Genomic DNA, 22,102 nt, shown 5'->3' with positions numbered 1-22,102 from the left:
AGACTTATTTAAACCACACACCAACTCTTGTACTTTTCACCGCGACCCGAAGAAAAACAACAGCAAAAAATCATCTATATCAAAGGAAAAAAATGAACATTGAAAAACCGAATGGAATACTGACTGCCCACAATCTTATTTCGTGCACCGAAGAACTTTCGCTGCAAGATTACGACGACTTCACCCATTGCACACAGATAGCCACCCAGTCCGCTGACATGGTCGGCAGTCGCTTCGCCGACTCGACAACGTGGCTGAATGAATACGTTACGACGTTGAATTTCTTCGGCTGGTCTGTCTATCAGGATGCCATCTTCACCCGCACTCAACACTCTGTTTCGAAAAGCATTGCCGAGTTTCTGGTGCAAAGCGCTCAAACCATGCCGGATCGCCGGCAAGGGAACGCCATGATTGACACGCTCGACGCACTGAAACCCAACCAGCCGGCGCTTTATTCACTGGACCAACAAAGTTCCCTGGGAGAGCGCTTTCAAGTAATACCCACACGCTACGATTCAAAGGGGTTTCTTGAAATCGCAGTCTTTAATCTTGAATTAGTTACCACGATCAAAAAAAGTGGCTTTCTATTTTTTAACATGGAAGACCACGCTGCAAAAATCATCCAGCAACGCGCTTATCTTAAACTGGACAAAAACATACTCGAAAGCAAAAGGCCGCTCATGGAACGCAAGCGGCTCGAAATCATAATGAAGAGATTCGACCTGAAAAAGAACCATTAACGGGATAAGCCCCGACCACCTTTACAGACACTGGCGACAGGCGAATTCAATCCACACCGCGCTATGATGCACAACCGCCAGGTCGACACAGACCGGCAGCGTGATGATTTGGCTTCGATTGATAGAAGAGGAACGGCATGACCCCCTGGCTGACAGTGGTAGGCATTGGAGAAGAAGGCTTCAAGGGGCTTGGCAAAAATGCCCGACACGCTCTGCTGAACGCTACCCGGATCATTGGCGGTCAACGGCAGCTGGACTTGTTGCCAGCCTGCATCCGCGGTGTACGGCAATTGTGGCCCAGTCCTTTTGCCCTTGAACCGGTTTTGACGAAACAGGGAGAACCCGTTTGCGTCCTGGCCAGCGGTGATCCGATGTTTTTCGGGGTGGGTGCCAGTCTCTCCCGACATTTATCCAGCGATGAAATGCTTATTCTGCCCGCTCCCTCTTCCTGCTCGCTCGCCGCAGCGCGTATGGGTTGGCCGTTGCAGGAAGTGGTCACGTTGTCGGTGGTTGCCCGCCCCGTCGTCGCACTCAATGCGCAATGGTCCAGTGGCGTGCGCTTGCTGGTGTTGAGTAACGACGGCAGCAGCCCCGCCGCCATCGCCGCACTGCTGCGCGAACGTGGTTTCGGTCCGAGCCGGATGACTGTGCTCGAACATTTGGGCGGTGAAGCAGAGCGGCGTATCGACGGCATCGCCAATGACTGGATCGACCCTGTGATCGCCGACCTGAACCTGATCGCCATCGAGTGCATCGCCGAGCCAAACACGCTGCGTCTGTCGCGACTGGCCGGCCTGCCGGACTCCGCCTTCAAGCACGACGGCCAACTGACCAAACGCGATGTGCGCGCCATCACCCTCGCGCGCCTGGCCCCGATCCCCGGCGAACTGTTGTGGGACGTCGGTGCCGGCAGCGGCTCGATCGGCATCGAATGGATGCGCGCCCACCCCGCTTGCCGCGCACTGGCCATCGAGGCAGATGCGGGCCGGCAAGCGTTGATCGAACACAACAGCGATGCCCTTGGCGTACCCGGCCTGCAGCTGGTTCGCGGCAGCGCGCCGCAGGCATTGGCGGGACTCGAGCGGCCGGATGCGATTTTCATCGGCGGCGGTGTCACCCGCGAGGGCGTGCTCGATACCTGCTGGGCCGAACTCAAACCCGGTGGCCGGCTGATCGCCAACGCAGTCACCCTGCAAAGTGAAATGACCCTGATGGCCTGGCGCGAGCAACACGGTGGGGAGCTGACACGAATTCATATCGCGCAAGCACAACCGCTGGGCGACTTCGACACCTGGCGCCAGGCCTTGCCGATTACCTTGCTGGAAGTGACGAAACCCTTCGATGCGTGACGAAACCGCCGAACAACCTGCCCCCCTGCGCAGTGGCCTGACCACCGGCAGTTGCGCCACGGCCACCAGCCTCGCCGCCGCGCGTCTGCTGCTGGATGGAACATCGACCGATGCGGTGGAAATCGTGTTGCCCAAGGGCAAACAGGTACAGATGCGTCTGGAGTTTTGCCGCCTCACAGAGGACGGCGCCGAAGCGGGAACCCTCAAGGACGCCGGTGACGATCCGGACGTGACCCACGGAGCCCTGCTCTACTCCCAGGTGCGCCTGAGCGCCGAACCGGGGACGCGCTTCAAGGCCGGTTGCGGCGTCGGTACCGTGACCCGGCCCGGGCTGGTGCTGGGTGTCGGCGAGCCCGCAATCAACCCGGTGCCGCGCAAAATGATCAGCGAACACCTGGCCCGACTGGCCGACGAACTCGGCTACAGCGGTGGTTTCGAGGTCACGGTCAATGTCGAGAACGGCGAGGCACTGGCACTGAAGACCATGAACCCGCGCCTGGGCATTCTTGGCGGCCTGTCGATCCTCGGCACCAGTGGCATCGTCCGGCCGTTTTCCTGTGCGGCCTACATCGCCTCGATCCACCAGGGTATCGACGTGGCGAAAACCAACGGTTACCTGCACATCGCCGCCTGCACCGGCAACGCCAGCGAAGACACCATGCGCCGGGTCTACAACCTGCCGGAAATCGCCCTGATCGAAATGGGCGACTTCGTTGGTGCCGTGCTCAAGCACCTGCGCAAAGTACCTGTGGATAAACTCAGCCTGTGTGGCGGTTTCGGCAAGATCAGCAAACTGGCGGCCGGGCACATGGATTTGCACAGTCGTCATTCGAGTATCGACCTGCCGCAACTGGCGCTATGGGCGGCGCAGGTCGGCGCCGATGCGGCGTTGCAGCAGAATATCCGCGAGGCCAACACCAGCCAGCAGGCACTGGCCATGGCCGCCGCGGCCGGGGTCGCCCTGGGTGATGCAGTCTGTCAGCACGCTCTGGATTTTGCCCGTAGCGTGGTGCCGGCACAGGTTCAGGTGGAAGTCTTTGCCATCGATCGCCAGGGCGGGATCGTTGGCCATGCGGGAGCATTTCAATGAAGCGCATCCTGCTGCTCGGCGGCGTGACCGAGGCCATGGCCATTGCCCGCACGCTGGGACCGCAGCATATCTACAGCCTGGCCGGTATCGGTCGGGTGCCGACCGATCTGCAATGCCAGGTGCGCGTCGGCGGCTACGGCGGTGCCGAAGGCCTGGCGCAATTCATTGACGATGAAGGCATCGATCTGCTGCTCGACGCTACTCACCCCTACGCCGCCCGCATCAGCCAGAACGCCGCGACTGCCGCGCGCTTGAGCGGCATCCCCTGCTGGGCGCTGCGCCGTCCGGCCTGGCAAGCCCAGGCGGGTGATGACTGGCGGGAAGTCCGCGATTGGGCCGAACTGATCGACGCCCTGAAGCCCTTCCGTCGACCGCTGTTCACCCTCGGCCGCGAGCCCCTGCAACACCTGGACGAAATTCCCGCGGAGCAATTCTGGACCCTGCGCGTACTGGATGTGTATCCGGGCAACGAGCGCTGCGAAGTGATCGGCGCACGTGGGCCCTTCCTGATCGACGATGAACGTGAGTTGTTCGAACGGCGAAACATCGACGTGCTGATCAGCAAAAACAGCGGCAGCACGGCGACCGAGCCGAAGCTGGAAGTGGCACGTGAGCGTGGGGTACCGGTAATTGTTTTGAAGCGGCCGGTGTTGCCGGGGGTTGATCGGGAGTTCCTGACGCCTGAGGAAACACTTGGCGCGTTGTCGGTCTTCGCTCATTAGGTCAGGATCATTGGCTTGCATGATAAGTAACCTATTTGTTACCGTCAGGGCTGCCTGTGATCACACTCGAAGAATACGTACAGGACAACGAAACCAGCCCCTTTGGTCGCTGGTTTTCCAGCTTGGATGCGCAAGCAGCGCTTAAGGTATCCACCGCGTTGCTGCGCCTCGAGTTAGGAAACACATCAAACATCAAGTGGTTCGACGGGCTCGGCGAGTACCGGATAAATTGGGGGCCGGGCTATAGAATCTATCTCGTTCAAGAAGGGAAGCACCTGATCATCCTTTTTGGTGGCGGTGACAAGTCCACACAAAAAACTGACATCAAGCAGGCGAAAGTACTGATAGCCGAGTTTCGATCCCGAAAAAAGACTGAACGACACCGGAGATAACGTCATGGCGCTCACCAGAAGCTACAAACACACCATTGCCGAGCGCGCCCAACGTGATCCCGAGTTCGCCCAGGCACTGTTGGATGAGGCTGCTACTCTGTTTCTTAACGGCGAACCCGAAATGGCGCGGATCATCCTTCGCGACCTCATCAACGCCACCGTTGGTTTTGAAGAACTGGCAAAGGAAACGGCAAAGCCCAGCAAAAGCCTCCATCGAATGTTGTCCGCCAAAGGCAACCCAAGCATGGACAACCTGGCTGCAATATTCGCCGTAATTCGCGCTACGCTTGGAGTAGAAATACAAGTACATGCGGTACGTGCGCACTGAGCTGACGTCTTTGTGCTGCGACACCAAACCGCACGCCGTCTTTTTACTTATCGGCCCTGATCAGGCTAAATAGCCCGCGCCTGATCGCCCACCCAAACGGATTTTGTCCCATGTCCCGACAACGGCTCGCAATTGCCTGGATAGCCTGCTTCGCAGTGCTGTTCAACATGCTCGCCATGCCGATGTCCGGAGCGATGGCGCAAACGGCGAAGTCACCAGCCGAACAGTTGTTGTGGGGCAGTTTCTGCAGTTCCAGCGGCACCCGTATGGTGGCGATTTCCATCGGGGACCTTGAACAGAAAGCCCCGCAAAACGACGATCATTCCAACATGCAGCATTGCTGGTGCTGCTCGGGTTCTGCGCCATTGGTGGCGTTGCCGGGACATTCGCCACAGCTGTATTTCGCGCACTTCGAATCCAACCGAAGCCTGCCCGCCACCTCGCTCGAAAGCCCCTCACCGCGCCAGCAATGGCCGAGTCTCAACCCCCGCGCGTCCCCTCTGGTGTGATTTTTTCTCGCAATTGACTGCGTTTTTAAATCGTTCCGGAGAACTGCCATGTTGAACAAACTCATCGTTCTGGCTGCGTTGCTGCTGCCTGCGTGCTTTGCCAATGCCCACGAATACAAGGTCGGCACACTGGAAATCGCTCATCCGTGGTCCCAGGAGTTGCCGCCCAATGCACCCACCGTTGCGGCGTATTTCGTGATCAACAATCAAGGCAAGACCGCCGACCGCCTGCTCAGCGTCGACACCCCCATTGCGGGCGAAGCGCAATTGCATGAGCACGTGATGCAAGGCGACATGATGAAAATGCAGCACGTACCGAGCGTGGAAGTGCCCGCCGGTGGCGAGGTTACTTTCGCCCCCATGGCCTATCACGTGATGTTGCTGGGCCTCAAGGACCGCAGCCTGCTAGTTGATGGCAAGCGCTTCCCCATGACGCTGCACTTCGAGAAGTCTGGTGACGTGACGGTCGAAGTCGCGGTGCAGAAGCAGGCGCAGGACGCCATGCAAGCGCACGTGCACAAGCCGTAATCGCCTGAACTGAAAACGCCCATGCGCCCGCTTAGCGCCAGGTCATCCAGGTCACGCAATCAGGCATTGAGCCTGACACGCGGCAGCTGGGTCAGCCTGTTCGCCATGCTGATGATCTTTATCGGTCCGCTGATTTCTCAGTCGATGCCGATGGATTCGCGCGCCATGTCGATGAGCATGCCTGCCGGTATGAGCATGGACATGCCGATGGACATGTCGGCGATGGAGCATGCCGACCATTCCACGCAAGCCACCGCAGAGCATTGCCCGCCAGCCCCGGGGCACCATGTGCTGTGGGAAAAGTGCGGCTATTGCAGCCTGCTGTTCAATTGCCCGGCGCTGACCGGTGGCGTGTCTTTCGCCAACTTCGTCATCCCGTCCGTCAACACCTTCACCACCCCCTCCCCACGCCTGGGCCATGCCCGGCAAACCTTCTTCCCCGGCGCCCGCACCCGCGCCCCGCCCGTCGTCGCGTAAACACTTACTTCTGATTTCACACGGTCCGCAAGACAACCAACGCTCAATTCCACAGGGATTGCGCTGGCTGCCGGCCGTGTCGTTTACGACTGTTCGATGGAAATTGTCATGTCCAGGTTTTCCGCTGTCCCGTGCTTGAGCCCTGCCCAAGCCTCTATTGCCCTGAACGAATCCGGCATTCGTTTCAGGTACGCCACCGCGATCCTGTGCGGTGCTTTGCTGGCGCCTTCTGCACTGGCCGATGACCATGCCGGTCACACTGAAGAACTGAGCCCGACGGTGATTACCGCCGTTGCACCCAGTTCGCCCTTGACCATCGTCACAAACCCCAAGGACCCGCGCCAACCCGTGCCGGCCAGTGACGGTGCCGATTACCTGAAGACCATTCCGGGCTTCGCCATGGTGCGCAATGGCGGCACCAATGGCGATCCGGTGCTGCGCGGCATGTTCGGTTCGCGCCTGAACATCCTCACCAACGGCAGCATGATGCTCGGCGCTTGCCCGGGCCGGATGGATGCACCGACCTCCTACATCTCGCCGGAAACCTACGACAAGCTCACCGTGATCAAAGGCCCGCAAACCGTGCTGTGGGGACCGGGTTCTTCGGCCGGGACCATTCTGTTCGACCGTGAGCCGGAGCACTTCGGTGAACTCGGCACACGGGTCAACGCCAGCGTGCTGGCCGGTTCCTACGGTCGCTTCGACAAACTGGTGGATGCCGCAGCCGGTGGACAATCGGGTTATGTGCGGGTCATCGGCAACACCGCGCACTCCGACGACTACCAGGACGGCAACAACGACACCGTGGCGTCGCGCTATGACAAATGGAACGGTGACGTGGCCGTCGGCTGGACGCCGAATACCGACACCTTGCTGGAACTGACCGCCGGCCGTGGCGATGGTGAAGCCCGCTACGCCGGGCGCGGCATGGACGGTTCGCAGTTCCTGCGCGAAAGCCTCGGCCTGCGCTTCGAACAGTCCAACATCGGCGAGGTGCTGGATAAGGTCGAGGCGCAGGTCTACTACAACTACGCCGACCACGTGATGGACAACTACACCCTGCGCACGCCATCCGGCACCGGGATGATGGCCGGCCCCATGGCCTCCAACGTCGACCGCCGCACCCTCGGCGCCCGGGTCAAGGCCACCTGGCGCTGGGCTGATGTGCAGCTGATCAGCGGCATCGATGCGCAGACCAACGAGCATCGCCAGCGCGGCGCCATGGGTGTCGACACTTACAAGGACCTGCCGTACACCAAGGATGCCGACTTCCATAACTACGGTGTGTTCGGCGAACTGACCTGGTACGCCGCCGACCGTGACCGCCTGATCAGTGGCGCACGCCTGGACCGCGCCTCGGCCAAGGATTATCGGCAGACCATAGGCTCGGGCATGATGACCCGCCCGAATCCGACCGCCGACGACACCCGCGCCGATACCCTGCCCAGCGGTTTCATCCGCTACGAGCATGACCTGGCCGACAGCCCGACCACCTTGTATGCCGGCCTCGGTCACACCCAGCGATTCCCGGATTACTGGGAGCTGTTTTCACCCAAGTCCGGCCCCGCCGGTTCGGTGAATGCCTTCGATTCGATCAAGCCGGAAAAAACCACCCAGCTCGATTTCGGCCTGCAATACAAGACCGAAGACCTCGAAGCCTGGGCCTCGGCTTACGTCGGGCAGGTGCGCGATTACATCCTGTTCAACTACACCCCGACGATGATGGGTACGACCTCGCAAGCCGAAAACATCGACGCGCGAATCATGGGCGGCGAACTGGGCGCCGCCTACAACCTCACTGACAACTGGAAAGCCGACGCGACCCTGGCCTACGCCTGGGGCAAGAACAGCAGCGATGGCAGTGCATTGCCGCAAATGCCGCCGCTGGATGCCCGTTTCGGTCTGACCTACAGCGAAGATAACTGGAGCGCCGGCGCACTGTGGAGAGTGGTCGCCGCGCAAAACCGTATCGACCAGAACAAGGGCAACGTGGTCGGCAAGGATTTCGGCAAGACGCCGGGCTTCGGCGTGTTCTCCCTCAATGGTGCCTATCGGATCAACAGCAACTGGAAGGTCAGCAGCGGCGTCGACAACCTGTTCGGCAAGGCTTACGCCGAGCACTTGAACCTGGCCGGCAACGCCGGTTTCGGCTACCCGGCCAATGACCCGCAAGCCATCAAGGAACCGGGGCGAACGCTCTGGACCAAGGTGGACATGAGTTTCTAAAAGCTTCGCGAGCAAGCTCGCTCCTACAGGGGAGCGAGCCTGCCCGCGATCGGTTGCGCAGCAACCGCAAAACAAACAACTAAAAGATCCAGCCTAGCGGAGCACACGTGATGAAACAGCCCAAAGTGAATTTCTACAACCTGGCCTGGCGCTGGCATTTCTATGCAGGATTATTCGTTGCGCCATTCATGGTGATGCTGGCCCTGACCGGCACCATCTATCTGTTCAAACCGCAACTTGACTCGCTGATGTACAGCAGCCTGCTCAACGTCCCGGCCGGTCATCACACGGTCCCGGCCGACGACCTGCTCAAGCGCGTGAAAGACGCGTACCCACAAGCCACGATCAAGCAGTACCTGCCACCGGTCAACGCCGAACGCAGCGCGCAGTTTGTCGTGCTCAATGGCGGCAAGGAGCTGAATGTTTTCGTCGATCCGTACCACGGTGACATCCTCGGCGAGCAAGACGCCAAGAAGAACCTGCAAGCCATTGCCCGGTCGATTCACGGCGAGCTGATGATCGGCACCGTTGGTGATCGACTGATCGAACTGGCCGCCGGTTGGGGTGTGGTGCTGGTGGTGTCCGGCATCTTTCTGTGGTGGCCGCGCGGTCAGGCGGCCGGCATTTTGTGGCCACGCCTGAACAGTCGGGGTCGCGTATTGTGGCGCGACCTGCACGCGGTCACCGGGTTCTGGGGCGCGTCCCTGCTGCTGGTGATGCTGCTGAGTGGCATGACCTGGACCGGCTTCTGGGGCAAGCAATATGCCGAAGTGTGGAACGTGTTCCCGGCGGCCATGTGGGATGACGTGCCGAAGTCCGACGTCGAGGCGCGCACCCTCAACACCGCCACCCGCCAGACCGTGCCGTGGGCCATGGAAAACACGCCGATGCCGATGTCCGGCGACCATGCCGAGCACATGGCTCACGATGGAGCGTCGACCGGCCCCGCCTCGCCGTTGGTCCGCCTGCAGGACGTACAAAACATCGCCAGCGAACGCAAGGTCGAACCGGGTTACAGCATCACCCTGCCGACCACTGCAACCGGCGTGTTCACCATCGCCGTGTTCGCCGACGACCCGCGCAATGACGCCACGCTGCACATCGATCAGTACACCGGCAAGGTCCTGGCCGATGTACGTTTCGAGCAGTACGGCACCGTCGCCCGAGCCACGGAAATCGGCGTGATGCTGCACGAGGGCAAAATGTTCGGCGTGTTCAACCAGATCGTGGTGTTGCTGATCTGCCTGATGATTTTGCTCAGCGCGGTCAGCGGCGTGGTGATCTGGTGGAAGCGCCGCCCGCAGGGAAAACTCGGTGTGCCGCCGCTGCGCCACGACCTGCCGAAATGGAAAACCGCGATGGTGATCATGTTCGCGCTGGCGGTGGCCTTCCCGTTGGTGGGCGCTTCGCTGGTGGTGGTGTGGGTGCTGGATCGTGTGCTGCTTTCGCGCTTCACCCGGCAAACTGAATCGGCCTCATCTTCATCTTGAAACAGGCGAGATGCGCGGGGCGAAAGGCACTGTAAACTCCCCGCGCATCAACTCAGCCCCATCGCGAGCAAGCTCGCTCCCACAGGGATTGCGTAAGACCTGTGGGAGCGAGCTTGCTCGCGATGGGGCCCTTGGCATCACCTCAAGAGCCACTGCATGACCTCGCTGAACCTCACAAACCTCACCTGGTCCCCACTGGGTCACGGCCATTGCCATCACCAATTCCAGCTGCGTGATGCCTCGCTGCACGTTGCCGCCGGTGAGTTCGTCGGGCTGATCGGCCCCAACGGCAGCGGCAAGACCAGCCTGTTGCGCTGTGCCTGGCGCTTCAATAAACCGGACAGCGGCGAGGTCAGGCTCGATCACCAGAACGTCTGGAAACAATCCTCACGTTGGTGCGCACAACGCATCGCCGTGGTGTTGCAGGAATTCCCTGATGCCTTCGGCCTGACCGTCTTCGAGGTGGTCGCTATGGGCCGCACGCCGCACAAAGGCCTGTTCGATGGCGACACCCTTGAAGACCGCGACCTGATCAATCAGGCCCTGGAATCCGTCGGCCTCAAGGGCTTCGAAGACCACGGGTTCGCCACCCTCTCCGGTGGTGAAAAACAGCGAGTCATCCTCGCCCGCGCCCTGGCCCAGCAACCACAGTTACTGATCCTCGACGAGCCGACCAACCACCTCGACCCGCGCTATCAGCTTGAGCTTTTGCAGTTGGTCAAGCGCTTGAACATCGGCACCCTGGCGAGCATCCACGATCTCAATCTGGCGGCGGCTTTCTGTGATCGGCTGTACGTGATCAACCATGGTCGTATCGTCGCCAGCGGCACACCGAAAGAAGTCCTGACGGCTGCGCTGCTGCGCAGTGTGTTCGGCGTCGAAGCGCTGATCGATAAACATCCGCTGCACAGCTACCCACGAATCACCTGGATAACCCAACCATGACTTTGCGTTCCCTGCTGCGCTCCTGTCTCTGTCTCGCGATGCTGCTGGGCAGCGCCCAGGCATTGGCCGAAGCCACCCGCTACCCGCTGACAATCAAAAGCTGCAACCGCGAGGTAACCTTCAAGCAGGCACCAAAACACGCCCTCAGCCACGACATCAACATGACTCAGATGATGCTCGCCCTCGGCCTCAAGCCGCAGATGGCCGGTTACAGCGGCATCAGTGGCTGGAAGGCCGTGACGCCCGAGATGCAGGGCATTCTCGAAGACCTGCCGGAACTGGCGGCCAAGTACCCGTCGGTGGAAACCCTGCTCAATGCCAACGTCGATTTCTTCTTCGCCGGTTGGGACTACGGCATGCGTATCGGCGACGATCTCACGCCACAAACCCTGCAACCGCTGGGCATCAATGTGTATGAGCTGAGCGAATCCTGCGCGTTCGTGATGAAGCGCCCGCCGGCCAGCCTCGAAGACACCTACAACGACCTGCGCAACCTCGGCAGAATCTTCGACGTGCAGGACCGCGCCAATGCCCTGATTGCCGACATGCAGGCGCAAGTCGCGAATATTCGCAAAGACCTGCCTGCGGAAAAACCGCGGGTCTTCCTGTACGACAGCGGCGAAGACCGCGCCATGACTTCGGGCCGCCTGGGCATGCCGCAAGCGCTGATCGACGCCGCTGGCGGGCGCAATGTCCTGGAGGATGTCGACGCGAGCTGGACCCGGGTCAATTGGGAAACCGTGGTTGAGCGCAACCCGCAGGTGATCGTGATCGTCGATTACAGCGAAATCACTGCCGATCAGAAGATTCAATTCCTGCTGAGCAACAAGGCCCTGCAATCGGTGGATGCGATCAAGCACCGGCGCTTCATCGTCATCCCTTACGTGCAGGCTACGCCGGGGATCGATAACGTGCTGGCAGTCGCCACCCTGGCCAAGGGTTTCCACGGCGAATGATCAACCGTCGCTACGCCCTGTTGCTGATCGCCCTCGGTGCCCTGTTGCTGGTGTCGTGCGTGGTGTCCCTGGGTTTCGGCCCGGCGCGGGTGCCGCTGGATGTTGTGTGGCGCATCCTGTTGCACAAGCTGTTCGGTTTCGGTGTGTCGGACTGGCCCCCCGGACAGGAACATATCGTCTGGCTGATCCGCGTCCCGCGCATGCTACTCGGCGCGCTGGTGGGCGCCGGCCTGGCGCTGATCGGCGCGGTGCTGCAAGCGGTCACGCGCAACCCGTTGGCTGACCCGCACCTGCTCGGCGTGACTTCCGGTGCCACACTTGGCGCAGTGATCGTGGTGCTGCATGTCGGTGAAATCGTTGGCCTGCTGACCTTGCCGATCGCCGCATTCATCGGGGCATTGCTGAGCATGCTGGTGGTGCTGATGATCGCCAGTCGTCATGGTCGCCTCGACAGTGACCGCTTGCTGCTGTGCGGCGTGGCGGTGTCGTTCGTGATGATGGCGATTGCCAATTTGCTGCTGTTCATGGGCGACCATCGGGCCAGTTCAGCGGTGATGTTCTGGATGCTCGGCGGGCTCGGGTTGGCACGCTGGGAGCTGCTGGCGGTGCCGACAGCCAGTGTGTTGCTCGGGCTGATGTTGCTGTTGGGCATGGCGCGTCCGCTGAATGCGCTGATGGCCGGCGAACAGACTGCGGTGACCCTGGGCCTGAATGCACGCACCGTGCGCCTGCGGGTGTTTCTGATTGCGTCATTGATGACCGGGGTTCTGGTGTCGATCAGCGGCTCGATCGGTTTTGTCGGGCTGATGGTGCCGCACATTGCGCGGCGCCTGGTCGGGGCTGAACACCGAAGATTACTGCCGGTGTGCGTGTTGCTCGGCAGCGTGTTTCTCGTCTGGGTCGATGTCGCCGCCCGGACACTGATCGCCCCCGAAGACTTGCCCATCGGTGTTGCCACTGCAGCAATTGGTGGGGTGTTCTTCATCGGCTTGATGCGACGTCGTTAACGCCGTATTTAATTAAAAAGTTTCAAAGCTGCATTTACGCCTGGAAAAACCTCGTATTGAGTTAACGCGTAACAAGTTCACTATCATGTTCATACTCCGCACTCGCGAGTTCAACTATAAAACGCTCGCGCACTTCAATGACGATTATTCCTACAACCTAATCGCCACAACTCCTACAAGAGCGGAAGAGGTAAACATGTTCAAGAAGTTCATCGCATCCATTGCACTTGTTTCAGCGCCCGCATGGGCAGTGCAGCCACCCTTTACTGGCGTCGACTACAGCGGCCGGTATCAATGCACCGGAATGGACAGCCATATCGGTCCTTTTGAAGGTGTTGTCGAAATGAAGCTCAATGCCGAACAGAGTACCGGCGAACACGGTGCCTACGGCTTTACGCTGACGTTGCTCGACAACTCCCGGTATGACGGGTTTGCTGCCGCCAACTTGAGTTCCCTGGCGATTTACTTTGCCCATACGGATCCGTCGCTCAAGGATTACGGCGTCGGGATTGCGAAAATTGCTTCAACCCCTGACGGAAAGACTTCATTTACCAAGTACTACTACGGCCCGGAGTACGAAGGTGGCGGACATGGTTTTGAAACCTGCATTAAAAGCTGACATTCGTCGCTTACAAAACTGATACCCATTGTTGAATCCTGTGGCAGCGAGCCTGCTCGCGATTGCGGTATTTCAGGTAATGCCAATGTTGACTGACCCAGCGCTATCGAGAGCAGGCTCGCTCCCACAATTGATCGATGCTACCCGCCCCAATCTGGCGCAACTCTTCGCACCAACGCGCCAGACGCGATCCTTCATGGTGCGCCATCAAACCGTTCAACCGCTCTAAAACGACATTTCCCTGCCTTTTGCCGACCGGGCACAGCCCTTGCAAAACACACCTTCAGTAGTCCGCATCTGCCAACCAAGAAAACTCATAAGTTCATGGAGATCGCACAATGAAGCGTCGCAGTTTGATCAAGGCTTTCACACTCTCGGCATCCATTGCCGCGATGGGCATGACCTGGACTGTCCAGGCCGCCGAGACCATCAAGGTCGGTATTCTGCATTCGTTGTCCGGAACCATGGCGATCTCCGAGACGTCGCTCAAAGACATGGCGCTGATGACCATCGATGAGATCAACGCCAAGGGTGGCGTGAACGGCAAGATGCTGGAGCCAGTGGTGGTCGACCCTGCATCGAACTGGCCGCTGTTCGCCGAGAAGGGCCGTCAATTGCTGACCCAGGACAAGGTCGCCGTGGTGTTCGGTTGCTGGACTTCCGTGTCGCGCAAATCGGTACTGCCGGTGTTCGAAGAACTCAACGGCCTGCTGTTCTACCCGGTGCAATACGAAGGCGAAGAGATGTCGCCAAACGTCTTCTACACCGGCGCAGCGCCGAACCAGCAGGCGATCCCTGCCGTTGAATACCTGATGAGCGAAGAAGGCGGCAGCGCCAAGCGCTACTTCCTGCTCGGCACCGACTACGTCTACCCACGCACCACCAACAAGATCCTGCGTTCGTTCCTGCACTCCAAAGGCGTGGCCGACAAGGACATCGAAGAGGTCTACGCCCCGTTCGGCCACAGCGACTACCAGACCATCGTCGCCAACATCAAGAAGTTCTCGGCCGGTGGCAAGACGGCGGTTATCTCCACCGTCAACGGCGACTCCAACGTGCCGTTCTATAAAGAACTGGCCAACCAGGGCCTGAAAGCCACCGACGTTCCGGTCGTGGCGTTCTCGGTCGGCGAAGAAGAACTGCGCGGCATCGACACCAAGCCACTGGTGGGCAACCTGGCGGCGTGGAACTACTTCGAGTCGGTCGAGAATCCGGTGAACAAGAAGTTCGTCGATGACTGGAAAGCCTACGCCAAGAAACACAACCTGCCGGGCGCCGACAAAGCGGTGACCAACGATCCGATGGAAGCCACTTACGTCGGTATCCACATGTGGGCGCAAGCGGCAGAAAAAGCCAAATCCACCGACGTCGACAAAGTCCGCGAAGCCCTGGCCGGCCAGACCTTTGCCGCGCCGTCCGGCTACATCCTGACCATGGACAAGACCAATCACCACCTGCACAAGCCGGTGATGATCGGCGAGATCCAGGCCGACGGTCAGTTCAACGTGGTGTGGCAGACCGAAGGGCCGATCCGCGCCCAGCCGTGGAGCCCGTTCATCCCGGGCAACGACAAGAAACCGGAGTATGCGGTGAAGAGCAACTGAGCCATTGGATGTCGGGCCCAAGCATTCGGGCCCGACACAAATCCCTGTAGGAGCGAGCCTGCTCGCGATGACGGCGGCACGTTCAACACTTCTGTGACTGAACAACCGCTATCGCGAGCAGGCTCGCTCCTACAATGTCCGCTTCAAGGCGACTATCTATGCCCACCGCCCTTTATCGTCTCATCTTGGCCATCGCATTTTTACTGCCGATGGCCACTCACGCCGGTGACGCCGAAGACTTCGTCGCCGCCAATCCCGTGCAGCAAGCCAGGCTGTTGGAAGCTTGGGCCGCGCAACCCGATCCGGCCCGTATCGAACTGATCAACGCCCTGCAACAAGGCGAGTTGAGCGTCGACGGCCAGCCGAAATCCTTGCGTCTGAACAACCGCCTGCGGGGTCTGATCGACACGGCCATGGCCAGTCACCAGTTGCTCGCCACCGATGCCAAACTCCGTCTGACCGCCGCGCAGCAACTACAGAAAAGCGCCAAGCCGGCGCAGTTGAAATTCCTCGACCAACAACTGGCGGGCGAGAAGGACGAGAGCGTTCATGCCGCACTGAGCCTCGCCCTGGCCAACCTGCAATTGGTGGATGCCGACCCGGCTGTACGGCTGGCCGCTGTGCGCTTGCTCGGCGAAACCGGTGATCCGCTAGCCCGCACACGCCTCGAAGGCTTGCTCGAACCTAGCGTTGAGGCCGATGCCAATGTGCGCACGGCGGCCGAAACCAGCCTCGCTCAAGTCAAACGCAAACTGCTGGTTGGCGAGATGCTCGGCCAGGCATTCAGCGGTATGTCGCTGGGCTCGATACTGCTGCTCGCCGCCCTGGGTCTTGCGATCACCTTCGGCCTGCTCGGCGTGATCAACATGGCCCACGGCGAGATGCTGATGCTCGGCGCCTACTCGACCTATGTGGTGCAACTGATGTTCCAGCGCTTCGCACCGCAGGCCATCGAGTTCTATCCGCTGATCGCGCTGCCGGTGGCGTTTTTCGTCACAGCAGCCATCGGCATGGCGCTGGAGCGCACGGTGATTCGCCACCTCTACGGCCGTCCGCTGGAAACCCTGCTCGCCACCTGGGGCATCAGCCTGATGCTGATTCAACTGGTTCGCCTGGTGTTCGGCGCGCAGAACGTCGAAGTGGCCAACCCGGCGTGGCTGTCGGGCGGCATTCAAGTGCTGCCGAACCTGGTGCTGCCGTACAACCGCATCGTCATCATTGCCTTTGCGCTGTTTGTGGTGGTGCTGACCTGGCTGCTGCTGAACAAGACTCGCCTCGGCCTGAACGTTCGTGCCGTCACCCAGAACCGCAACATGGCCGCCTGCTGCGGCGTACCCACCGGGCGCGTGGACATGCTCGCCTTCGGCCTCGGCTCGGGCATCGCCGGCCTCGGTGGCGTGGCCCTGAGCCAGATCGGCAACGTCGGCCCGGACCTCGGCCAAAGCTACATCATCGACTCGTTCCTGGTGGTGGTGCTCGGCGGTGTCGGTCAGTTGGCCGGTAGCGTGCTGGCAGCGTTCGGCCTGGGGATCGCCAACAAGATTCTCGAACCGCAGATCGGTGCCGTGCTCGGCAAGATCCTCATCCTCGCGCTGATCATTCTGTTCATCCAGAAACGTCCGCAAGGTCTCTTCGCACTCAAAGGACGGGTGATCGACTGATGAACCAGCCCCTGCTCGTTACCGCGACCCAAAAAGCCGGCCCTAAAGTCTCGATTGCTGTCGGTGCAATGATCCTCGTTCTGCTGTTGGCGCTACCGCTGCTGTCATTGTTACCGGTGGACAGCACGCTGCATATTTCAGCCTATACGTTGACGCTGGTGGGCAAGATTCTTTGCTACGCCATCGTCGCCCTGGCACTGGATCTGGTCTGGGGTTACGCCGGGCTGCTGTCCTTGGGGCACGGCCTATTCTTCGCCCTCGGCGGCTATGCCATGGGCATGTACCTGATGCGCCAGGCCTCGGGCGATGGCTTGCCGGCGTTCATGACCTTCCTGTCGTGGACCGAAATGCCGTGGTTCTGGACCGGCACCAGCAGCTTCCTCTGGACCCTGTGCCTGGTGGTTTTGGCGCCGGGGTTGCTGGCCTTGGTGTTCGGTTTCTTCGCCTTCCGTTCGCGGATCAAGGGCGTGTACTTCTCGATCATGACCCAGGCCCTGACCTTCGCCGGGATGCTGCTGTTTTTCCGCAACGAAACCGGCTTCGGCGGCAACAACGGCTTCACCAACTTCCGCACCATTCTTGGCTTTGGCATCACTGAACCCGGCACCCGCGCCGTGCTGTTTTTCGCCACGGTGCTGTTGCTGGTGGCGAGCCTGTACATCGGCTGGCGCCTGGCGCAAAGCAAGTTCGGACGGGTGCTGACTGCCCTGCGCGATGCGGAAAACCGCCTGATGTTCTGCGGCTACGATCCGCGTGGTTTCAAGTTGTTCGTGTGGGTATTGAGTGCGGTGTTGTGCGGCTTGGCCGGTGCGTTGTACGTGCCGCAAGTGGGGATCATCAACCCGAGTGAAATGTCGCCGACCAACTCCATCGAAGCGGCAGTCTGGGTGGCACTGGGTGGGCGTGGCACCTTGATCGGTCCGTTGCTCGGCGCCGGCGTGGTCAACGGCATGAAGAGCTGGTTCACCGTGGCGTTTCCCGAGTACTGGCTGTTCTTCCTCGGCGCGCTATTCATCGTCGTGACCCTGTACCTGCCCAAAGGCGTGATCGGCCTACTGAAGAAAAGAGGTGAACTATGAGAGTCACTGCGACGGCTGAATTCATGCTCGAACCAGCTTTTTTTCCTGTGGAGCCCAACAAGGACGCCGGCAGCAGCCGCGATGCCATCGGCCTTGGCCAACGCGTCGGTCCAGGCCTGAACACCCGCCACGGCACCATCCTGACCCTGGAAGATATCAGTGTCAGCTTCGACGGCTTCCGCGCCCTGAACAATCTGAACCTGTACATCGGCGTCGGTGAGTTGCGTTGCATCATCGGCCCCAACGGCGCAGGCAAGACCACGCTGATGGACGTGATCACCGGCAAGACCCGCCCCAGCCACGGCAAGGCCTGGTTCGGCGAAACCCTGGACCTGACGCAAATGAGCGAAGTGCAGATCGCCCAGGCCGGCATCGGTCGCAAGTTCCAGAAACCCACGGTGTTCGAAGCCTTGAGCGTGTTCGAGAACCTGGAACTGGCGCAGAAAACCGACAAGTCAGTGTGGGCCAGCCTGCGGGCTCGCCTGAACGGCGAACAGAAAGACCGCATCGCCCAAGTGCTGGAGACCATTCGCCTGACCTCCTCAGTCAATCGCCCCGCCGGTTTGCTGTCCCACGGTCAGAAGCAGTTCCTGGAGATCGGCATGTTGCTGATGCAGGACCCGCAATTGCTACTGCTCGATGAGCCGGTGGCGGGCATGACCGACGCCGAAACCGAATTCACCGCCGAGCTGTTCAAGAGCCTGGCCGGCAAGCACTCGCTGATGGTGGTGGAACACGACATGGGCTTCGTCGGCTCGATTGCCGACCACGTCACGGTGTTGCATCAAGGCAGCGTGCTGGCCGAAGGGTCGCTGGAGCAGGTACAGGACAACGAGCGGGTGATCGAGGTGTATCTCGGTCGCTGACGCGACAGCTACAAGCTTTTAGCTACAAGCGGCAAGTTAAAGCTGGGTCATATCCGGCTTTTTCTTGCAGCTTGAAGCTTGCTGCTTACAACTGCCCGGAGGGCCTATGCTTCAAGTCGAAAAACTGCACCAGTACTACGGCGGAAGCCACATCCTGCGCGGCCTGACGTTTGACGTGAAGGTCGGCGAAGTTACCTGCCTGCTCGGGCGTAACGGCGTGGGCAAGACCACCCTGCTCAAATGCCTGATGGGCCTGCTGCCAGCGAAGGAAGGCGCCGTGAACTGGGAAGGCAAGCCGATCACCACATTCAAGCCGCACCAGCGTGTGCATGCCGGAATCGCCTACGTGCCGCAGGGCCGGGAGATCTTCGGCCGCCTGACCGTCGAGGAAAACCTGCTGATGGGCCTGTCGCGCTTTCCCGGCAGCGAAGCGAAGGAAGTGCCGGCGTTCATCTACGAGCTGTTCCCGGTGCTGCTGCAAATGAAGCAACGCCGGGGGGGTGATCTTTCCGGCGGCCAGCAACAACAACTGGCCATCGGTCGTGCGCTGGCCAGCCGCCCTCGCCTGCTGATCCTCGACGAACCCACCGAAGGCATCCAGCCGTCGGTGATCAAGGAGATCGGTGCCGTGATCAAAAAACTCGCGGCCCGGGGCGACATGGCCATTCTACTGGTGGAGCAGTTCTACGACTTCGCCGCCGAACTGGCCGACCAGTACCTGGTGATGTCCCGGGGCGAAATCGTGCAGCAGGGGCGCGGTGAAAACATGGAGGCCGAAGGTGTGCGTGGGCTCGTCACGATCTGAGTCGATCACTGTCCGCCAGCCCGGTGAGGAACCCAATCAGACGTGATCTGGCCGCGAAATCCACTCCAGACCGTGCCTGGATCAAGGACACGCAACTGGCCAATGGTCACGATCCTCTTGATTCGACTTTCGGGCGTGGAACCCAGTCCGAATCCAGGATTGCCGGATGCGTTTTGTGGATTGATGGAGTAGGCCACCAGAGAACCATCGTGACTTGAAATGTAATTGTTTTTGAAGACATCGACATGCCTGAAAGTTGTAGCGAGATCGACTGTCGAAGGCAGCGCCTGATGCAACTTGATCTGGTCTGCGCTGTAGTGGGGGTGAGACCGGGCAGTCTGTTCTGCATATTCCGGATGGCTGTGATAACGGCCTACGCAAAGATATCCCGCCGGATGACTGATTGTCCGGGTCTCACGGTCGTATGCCAGCAAACGTTCTAAATCAAATGAAGTTGCCTCACCTTCGATAGGCATTGTGGCGACATACTTGCCATCAGGGCGCTGCAAGACGAGCGCACCATATTCTCTATCACCCTCGCGTTTATGATGGTGCAGCCATAACGCGGCTTCGTCCGCAAAATTGAAGGGTTGGCTCAAGGGTGGCAACACGGGTGCGGCCGAAGAGGGTTGCTCAGATGGTAGTTTTGCAAGCAGCTCAAGCAGTTTGCGTGCATTTTCACGATCTGTATGGCTAGTCATCAAGAAGCTCCAGAATATTCAGTCGCCCCGCAACAGGAGGGAGCGTACACCTGGATACTGAGTTCTTCGGGAGTAGAGATGGCGGTACATATGTATGTCTAAAAGACGGGTAAAGCACCAATTTGTTGCGCCATATTTCATGGGGCGCCCCCTGTTGGTGCGTAAAACCAGGCAATAGCCGCCTCCTGCCTGCGATACCTTACGGCACAGCCTTTGCAAACATCGTGACGACCTCACGATAAGCACTGACTATGACTCTTCCCGCATCTGGCGCCTTGTTTACCCCCAGTTGGCACGCCGAACTGGAGCTGGGCTACGCCCGATTCGACAACACCACTCGCCCGGTCCAGCGTCGACACAAAGGCCCTTTGCGCGTGCAAAAACACCTGTATGCCGAAGGGCCAGAAGTCTGCCAGCACATCATCGTCCACCCGCCCGGCGGTATTGCCGGTGGCGATCGGCTGGACATCTCGGCCAGCGTCGAGCGCGATGCCTGGGCACAAATCACCAGCCCCGGTGCGGCCAAGTGGTATCGCGCCGCCGGCCCCGCCTATCAGCAGCTGAAGTTGAAGGTGGCGGCCGGTGCGACACTGGAATGGCTGCCCCAGGAGACGATCATTTTCAGCGCTGCCCAGGCTGAACTCAGCACTTGCATCGACCTTGAAGGCGATGCGCGACTGTTCTACTGGGACGTCGTGGCCCTGGGCCGTCCGGCCAGCGGCGAACGCTTCGATCTCGGGCACTTCCAGGCGCAACTGGATATCCGTCGCGACGGCCAGTTGCTCTGGCATGAACGCCAGCGCATTGTCGGGGCGGACGGCTTGCTGGATTCGCCCATCGGGCTCGATGGGCAACCGGTGTTTGCGACGTTGTTGGTGACAGGGGAAATCGATTGCGACTTGCTGGAAACCTGCCGTTCATTGCCCAACGACGTGCGCGGGGATCTGACCCAATTGCCGGGGTTGCTGGTTGCACGGTGTCTGGCCAGTGAAGCGTTGTTGGCGCGAGGATGGTTGATTGACTTGTGGCGTTTGTTGCGTCCGACACTACTGGGGCGCGAAGCCATGCCACCACGAATTTGGAACACTTGAAATGCGCTCCCACAGGGATTGTGCTCTCAGATTGAATGACCTTTTAACTGCCGAATACGGATTGCAACAATGGACCTGACCCCACGCGAAAAAGACAAGCTGCTGATCTTCACCGCCGGCCTGGTGGCCGAGCGGCGTTTGGCTCGTGGCGTGAAACTCAATTACCCGGAGGCCATGGCCTACATTTCCGCCGCGCTGCTTGAAGGCGCCCGCGACGGCCAGACAGTGGCCGACCTGATGCACTTCGGTACCACCCTGCTAACCCGCGAACAAGTGATGGAAGGCATCCCGGAAATGATCCCGGAAATCCAGGTCGAAGCCACCTTTCCCGATGGCACCAAACTGGTCACCGTCCACCAACCCATCGCCTGAGGCCGCGCCATGACTTACCACATCCGCGATGCCGTGCATGCCGACTTGCCAGCCATCCGCGACATCTACAACGACGCGGTACTCAACACCACAGCGATCTGGAACGAGCAGGCGGTCGACCTCGGTAACCGCCAGGCCTGGTTCAACGCCCGGCAATCCCAGGCGTACCCGATTCTGGTGATTGTCGATGCCGACAACACGGTGCTCGGGTACGCCTCGTTCGGCGACTGGCGACCCTTCGACGGTTTCCGCCACACCGTCGAGCACTCGGTCTATGTGCGCAGCGACCAGCGCGGCAACGGCCTCGGTCCGCAACTGATGGAATCGCTGATTGAACGCGCCAAAGGCTGCGGCAAGCACGTGATGGTCGCCGCCATCGAAAGCGGTAACGCCGCCTCCATTCGCTTGCATGAGCGCATCGGCTTTATCACCACCGGGCAAATGCCTCAGGTCGGTACCAAGTTCGGCCGCTGGCTGGACCTGACCTTCATGCAACTGAACCTCAATCCTGGCGCGCAACCACCCGCCGCCAACAAGGAGTGATC

Annotated in this window: 24 protein-coding genes; 23 read left to right on the top strand and 1 reads right to left on the bottom strand. The window is 60.1% G+C overall.

Going from position 1 to position 22,102, the window contains the following annotated elements; translation table 11 throughout:
- Positions 1-92 precede the first annotated feature (92 nt).
- The 20 genes from KGB07_RS20315 to urtE all read left to right on the top strand — a co-directional run bounded on the left by KGB07_RS20315 (position 93) and on the right by urtE (position 19,393).
- Positions 93-740 (top strand): hypothetical protein, encoded by a 648-nt coding sequence (locus tag KGB07_RS20315; RefSeq protein ID WP_046039943.1) that lies wholly within the window; start codon positions 93-95, stop codon positions 738-740.
- 137 nt (positions 741-877) lie between these two features.
- The gene (gene cbiE, locus KGB07_RS20310) at positions 878-2,089 is read left to right on the top strand and encodes a precorrin-6y C5,15-methyltransferase (decarboxylating) subunit CbiE (RefSeq protein WP_223466372.1); all 1,212 of its coding nucleotides are present in this window, start codon (positions 878-880) and stop codon (positions 2,087-2,089) included.
- Positions 2,082-3,179, top strand: a complete 1,098-nt coding sequence (locus KGB07_RS20305; RefSeq protein ID WP_223466370.1) for a cobalt-precorrin-5B (C(1))-methyltransferase — start codon at positions 2,082-2,084, stop codon at positions 3,177-3,179. The genes cbiE and KGB07_RS20305 overlap by 8 nt, the downstream gene beginning before the upstream one ends.
- Complete coding sequence (locus KGB07_RS20300) at positions 3,176-3,901, top strand: cobalt-precorrin-6A reductase (RefSeq protein WP_223466368.1); 726 nt, start codon at positions 3,176-3,178, stop codon at positions 3,899-3,901. The genes KGB07_RS20305 and KGB07_RS20300 overlap by 4 nt, the downstream gene beginning before the upstream one ends.
- A 56-nt stretch (positions 3,902-3,957) precedes the next feature.
- Positions 3,958-4,293, top strand: coding sequence for a type II toxin-antitoxin system RelE/ParE family toxin (locus KGB07_RS20295; protein ID WP_046039935.1), 336 nt, complete (start codon positions 3,958-3,960; stop codon positions 4,291-4,293).
- A gap of 4 nt (positions 4,294-4,297) precedes the next feature.
- A complete protein-coding gene (locus tag KGB07_RS20290; protein WP_008016808.1) occupies positions 4,298-4,621 on the top strand; it encodes a DNA-binding protein in 324 nt (107 codons plus the stop codon).
- Positions 4,622-4,731: 110 nt separating this feature from the next.
- A complete protein-coding gene (locus KGB07_RS20285; protein WP_046039932.1) occupies positions 4,732-5,130 on the top strand; it encodes a DUF2946 domain-containing protein in 399 nt (132 codons plus the stop codon).
- A 48-nt stretch (positions 5,131-5,178) separates the two neighbouring features.
- Entirely contained in the window at positions 5,179-5,658 is a 480-nt protein-coding gene (locus tag KGB07_RS20280) for a copper chaperone PCu(A)C (protein ID WP_046039930.1), read from the top strand.
- 21 nt (positions 5,659-5,679) lie between these two features.
- A complete protein-coding gene (locus KGB07_RS20275; protein WP_046039928.1) occupies positions 5,680-6,135 on the top strand; it encodes a DUF2946 domain-containing protein in 456 nt (151 codons plus the stop codon).
- Positions 6,136-6,243: 108 nt separating this feature from the next.
- On the top strand, positions 6,244-8,361 hold the full coding sequence (locus KGB07_RS20270) for a TonB-dependent copper receptor (RefSeq protein ID WP_046039927.1): 2,118 nt from the start codon (positions 6,244-6,246) through the stop codon (positions 8,359-8,361).
- A gap of 110 nt (positions 8,362-8,471) precedes the next feature.
- Positions 8,472-9,851, top strand: coding sequence for a PepSY-associated TM helix domain-containing protein (locus KGB07_RS20265; RefSeq protein ID WP_223466366.1), 1,380 nt, complete (start codon positions 8,472-8,474; stop codon positions 9,849-9,851).
- 156 nt (positions 9,852-10,007) lie between these two features.
- Positions 10,008-10,796 carry an ABC transporter ATP-binding protein gene (locus KGB07_RS20260; RefSeq protein WP_223466364.1) on the top strand — a complete coding sequence of 263 codons (789 nt, stop codon included), beginning with the start codon at positions 10,008-10,010 and terminating at the stop codon, positions 10,794-10,796.
- Complete coding sequence (locus tag KGB07_RS20255) at positions 10,793-11,752, top strand: ABC transporter substrate-binding protein (RefSeq protein ID WP_223466362.1); 960 nt, start codon at positions 10,793-10,795, stop codon at positions 11,750-11,752. The genes KGB07_RS20260 and KGB07_RS20255 overlap by 4 nt, the downstream gene beginning before the upstream one ends.
- Positions 11,749-12,759 carry a FecCD family ABC transporter permease gene (locus tag KGB07_RS20250; RefSeq protein ID WP_046039918.1) on the top strand — a complete coding sequence of 337 codons (1,011 nt, stop codon included), beginning with the start codon at positions 11,749-11,751 and terminating at the stop codon, positions 12,757-12,759. Before KGB07_RS20255 ends, KGB07_RS20250 begins: the two co-directional genes overlap by 4 nt.
- A gap of 196 nt (positions 12,760-12,955) precedes the next feature.
- Positions 12,956-13,378, top strand: a complete 423-nt coding sequence (locus tag KGB07_RS20245) for a hypothetical protein (protein ID WP_046039989.1) — start codon at positions 12,956-12,958, stop codon at positions 13,376-13,378.
- 338 nt (positions 13,379-13,716) lie between these two features.
- Positions 13,717-14,982, top strand: coding sequence for an urea ABC transporter substrate-binding protein (urtA, locus tag KGB07_RS20240; protein ID WP_046039916.1), 1,266 nt, complete (start codon positions 13,717-13,719; stop codon positions 14,980-14,982).
- 158 nt (positions 14,983-15,140) lie between these two features.
- A complete protein-coding gene (gene urtB, locus KGB07_RS20235) occupies positions 15,141-16,643 on the top strand; it encodes an urea ABC transporter permease subunit UrtB (RefSeq protein ID WP_046039915.1) in 1,503 nt (500 codons plus the stop codon).
- The gene (gene urtC, locus KGB07_RS20230; protein WP_046039913.1) at positions 16,643-17,722 is read left to right on the top strand and encodes an urea ABC transporter permease subunit UrtC; all 1,080 of its coding nucleotides are present in this window, start codon (positions 16,643-16,645) and stop codon (positions 17,720-17,722) included. Before urtB ends, urtC begins: the two co-directional genes overlap by 1 nt.
- On the top strand, positions 17,719-18,588 hold the full coding sequence (gene urtD / locus KGB07_RS20225) for an urea ABC transporter ATP-binding protein UrtD (protein ID WP_046039912.1): 870 nt from the start codon (positions 17,719-17,721) through the stop codon (positions 18,586-18,588). The genes urtC and urtD overlap by 4 nt, the downstream gene beginning before the upstream one ends.
- A gap of 106 nt (positions 18,589-18,694) precedes the next feature.
- Positions 18,695-19,393 (top strand): urea ABC transporter ATP-binding subunit UrtE, encoded by a 699-nt coding sequence (gene urtE / locus KGB07_RS20220; protein WP_007979642.1) that lies wholly within the window; start codon positions 18,695-18,697, stop codon positions 19,391-19,393.
- A gap of 5 nt (positions 19,394-19,398) precedes the next feature.
- Here the strand turns inward: urtE and KGB07_RS20215 are convergent, their stop codons facing one another.
- On the bottom strand, positions 19,399-20,094 hold the full coding sequence (locus KGB07_RS20215; RefSeq protein ID WP_080925295.1) for a DUF4329 domain-containing protein: 696 nt from the start codon (positions 20,092-20,094) through the stop codon (positions 19,399-19,401).
- Positions 20,095-20,345: 251 nt separating this feature from the next.
- Between KGB07_RS20215 and KGB07_RS20210 the strand changes: the two genes are divergently transcribed.
- From KGB07_RS20210 to KGB07_RS20200, 3 genes are all read left to right on the top strand, one after another.
- Positions 20,346-21,185, top strand: a complete 840-nt coding sequence (locus KGB07_RS20210) for an urease accessory protein UreD (RefSeq protein WP_046039910.1) — start codon at positions 20,346-20,348, stop codon at positions 21,183-21,185.
- Between the two features lie 69 nt (positions 21,186-21,254).
- A complete protein-coding gene (locus KGB07_RS20205) occupies positions 21,255-21,557 on the top strand; it encodes an urease subunit gamma (protein WP_007945249.1) in 303 nt (100 codons plus the stop codon).
- Between the two features lie 9 nt (positions 21,558-21,566).
- The gene (locus KGB07_RS20200) at positions 21,567-22,100 is read left to right on the top strand and encodes a GNAT family N-acetyltransferase (protein ID WP_046039908.1); all 534 of its coding nucleotides are present in this window, start codon (positions 21,567-21,569) and stop codon (positions 22,098-22,100) included.
- The last annotated feature ends 2 nt before the right edge of the window (positions 22,101-22,102 follow it).

This window comes from Pseudomonas sp. GL-RE-26, from assembly GCF_019956275.1.
Taxonomy (GTDB): Bacteria; Pseudomonadota; Gammaproteobacteria; order Pseudomonadales; family Pseudomonadaceae; genus Aquipseudomonas; species Aquipseudomonas grandcourensis.
Note: the sequence above shows the minus strand (reverse complement) of the source record. Positions and strands in the feature narration are given on the sequence as shown.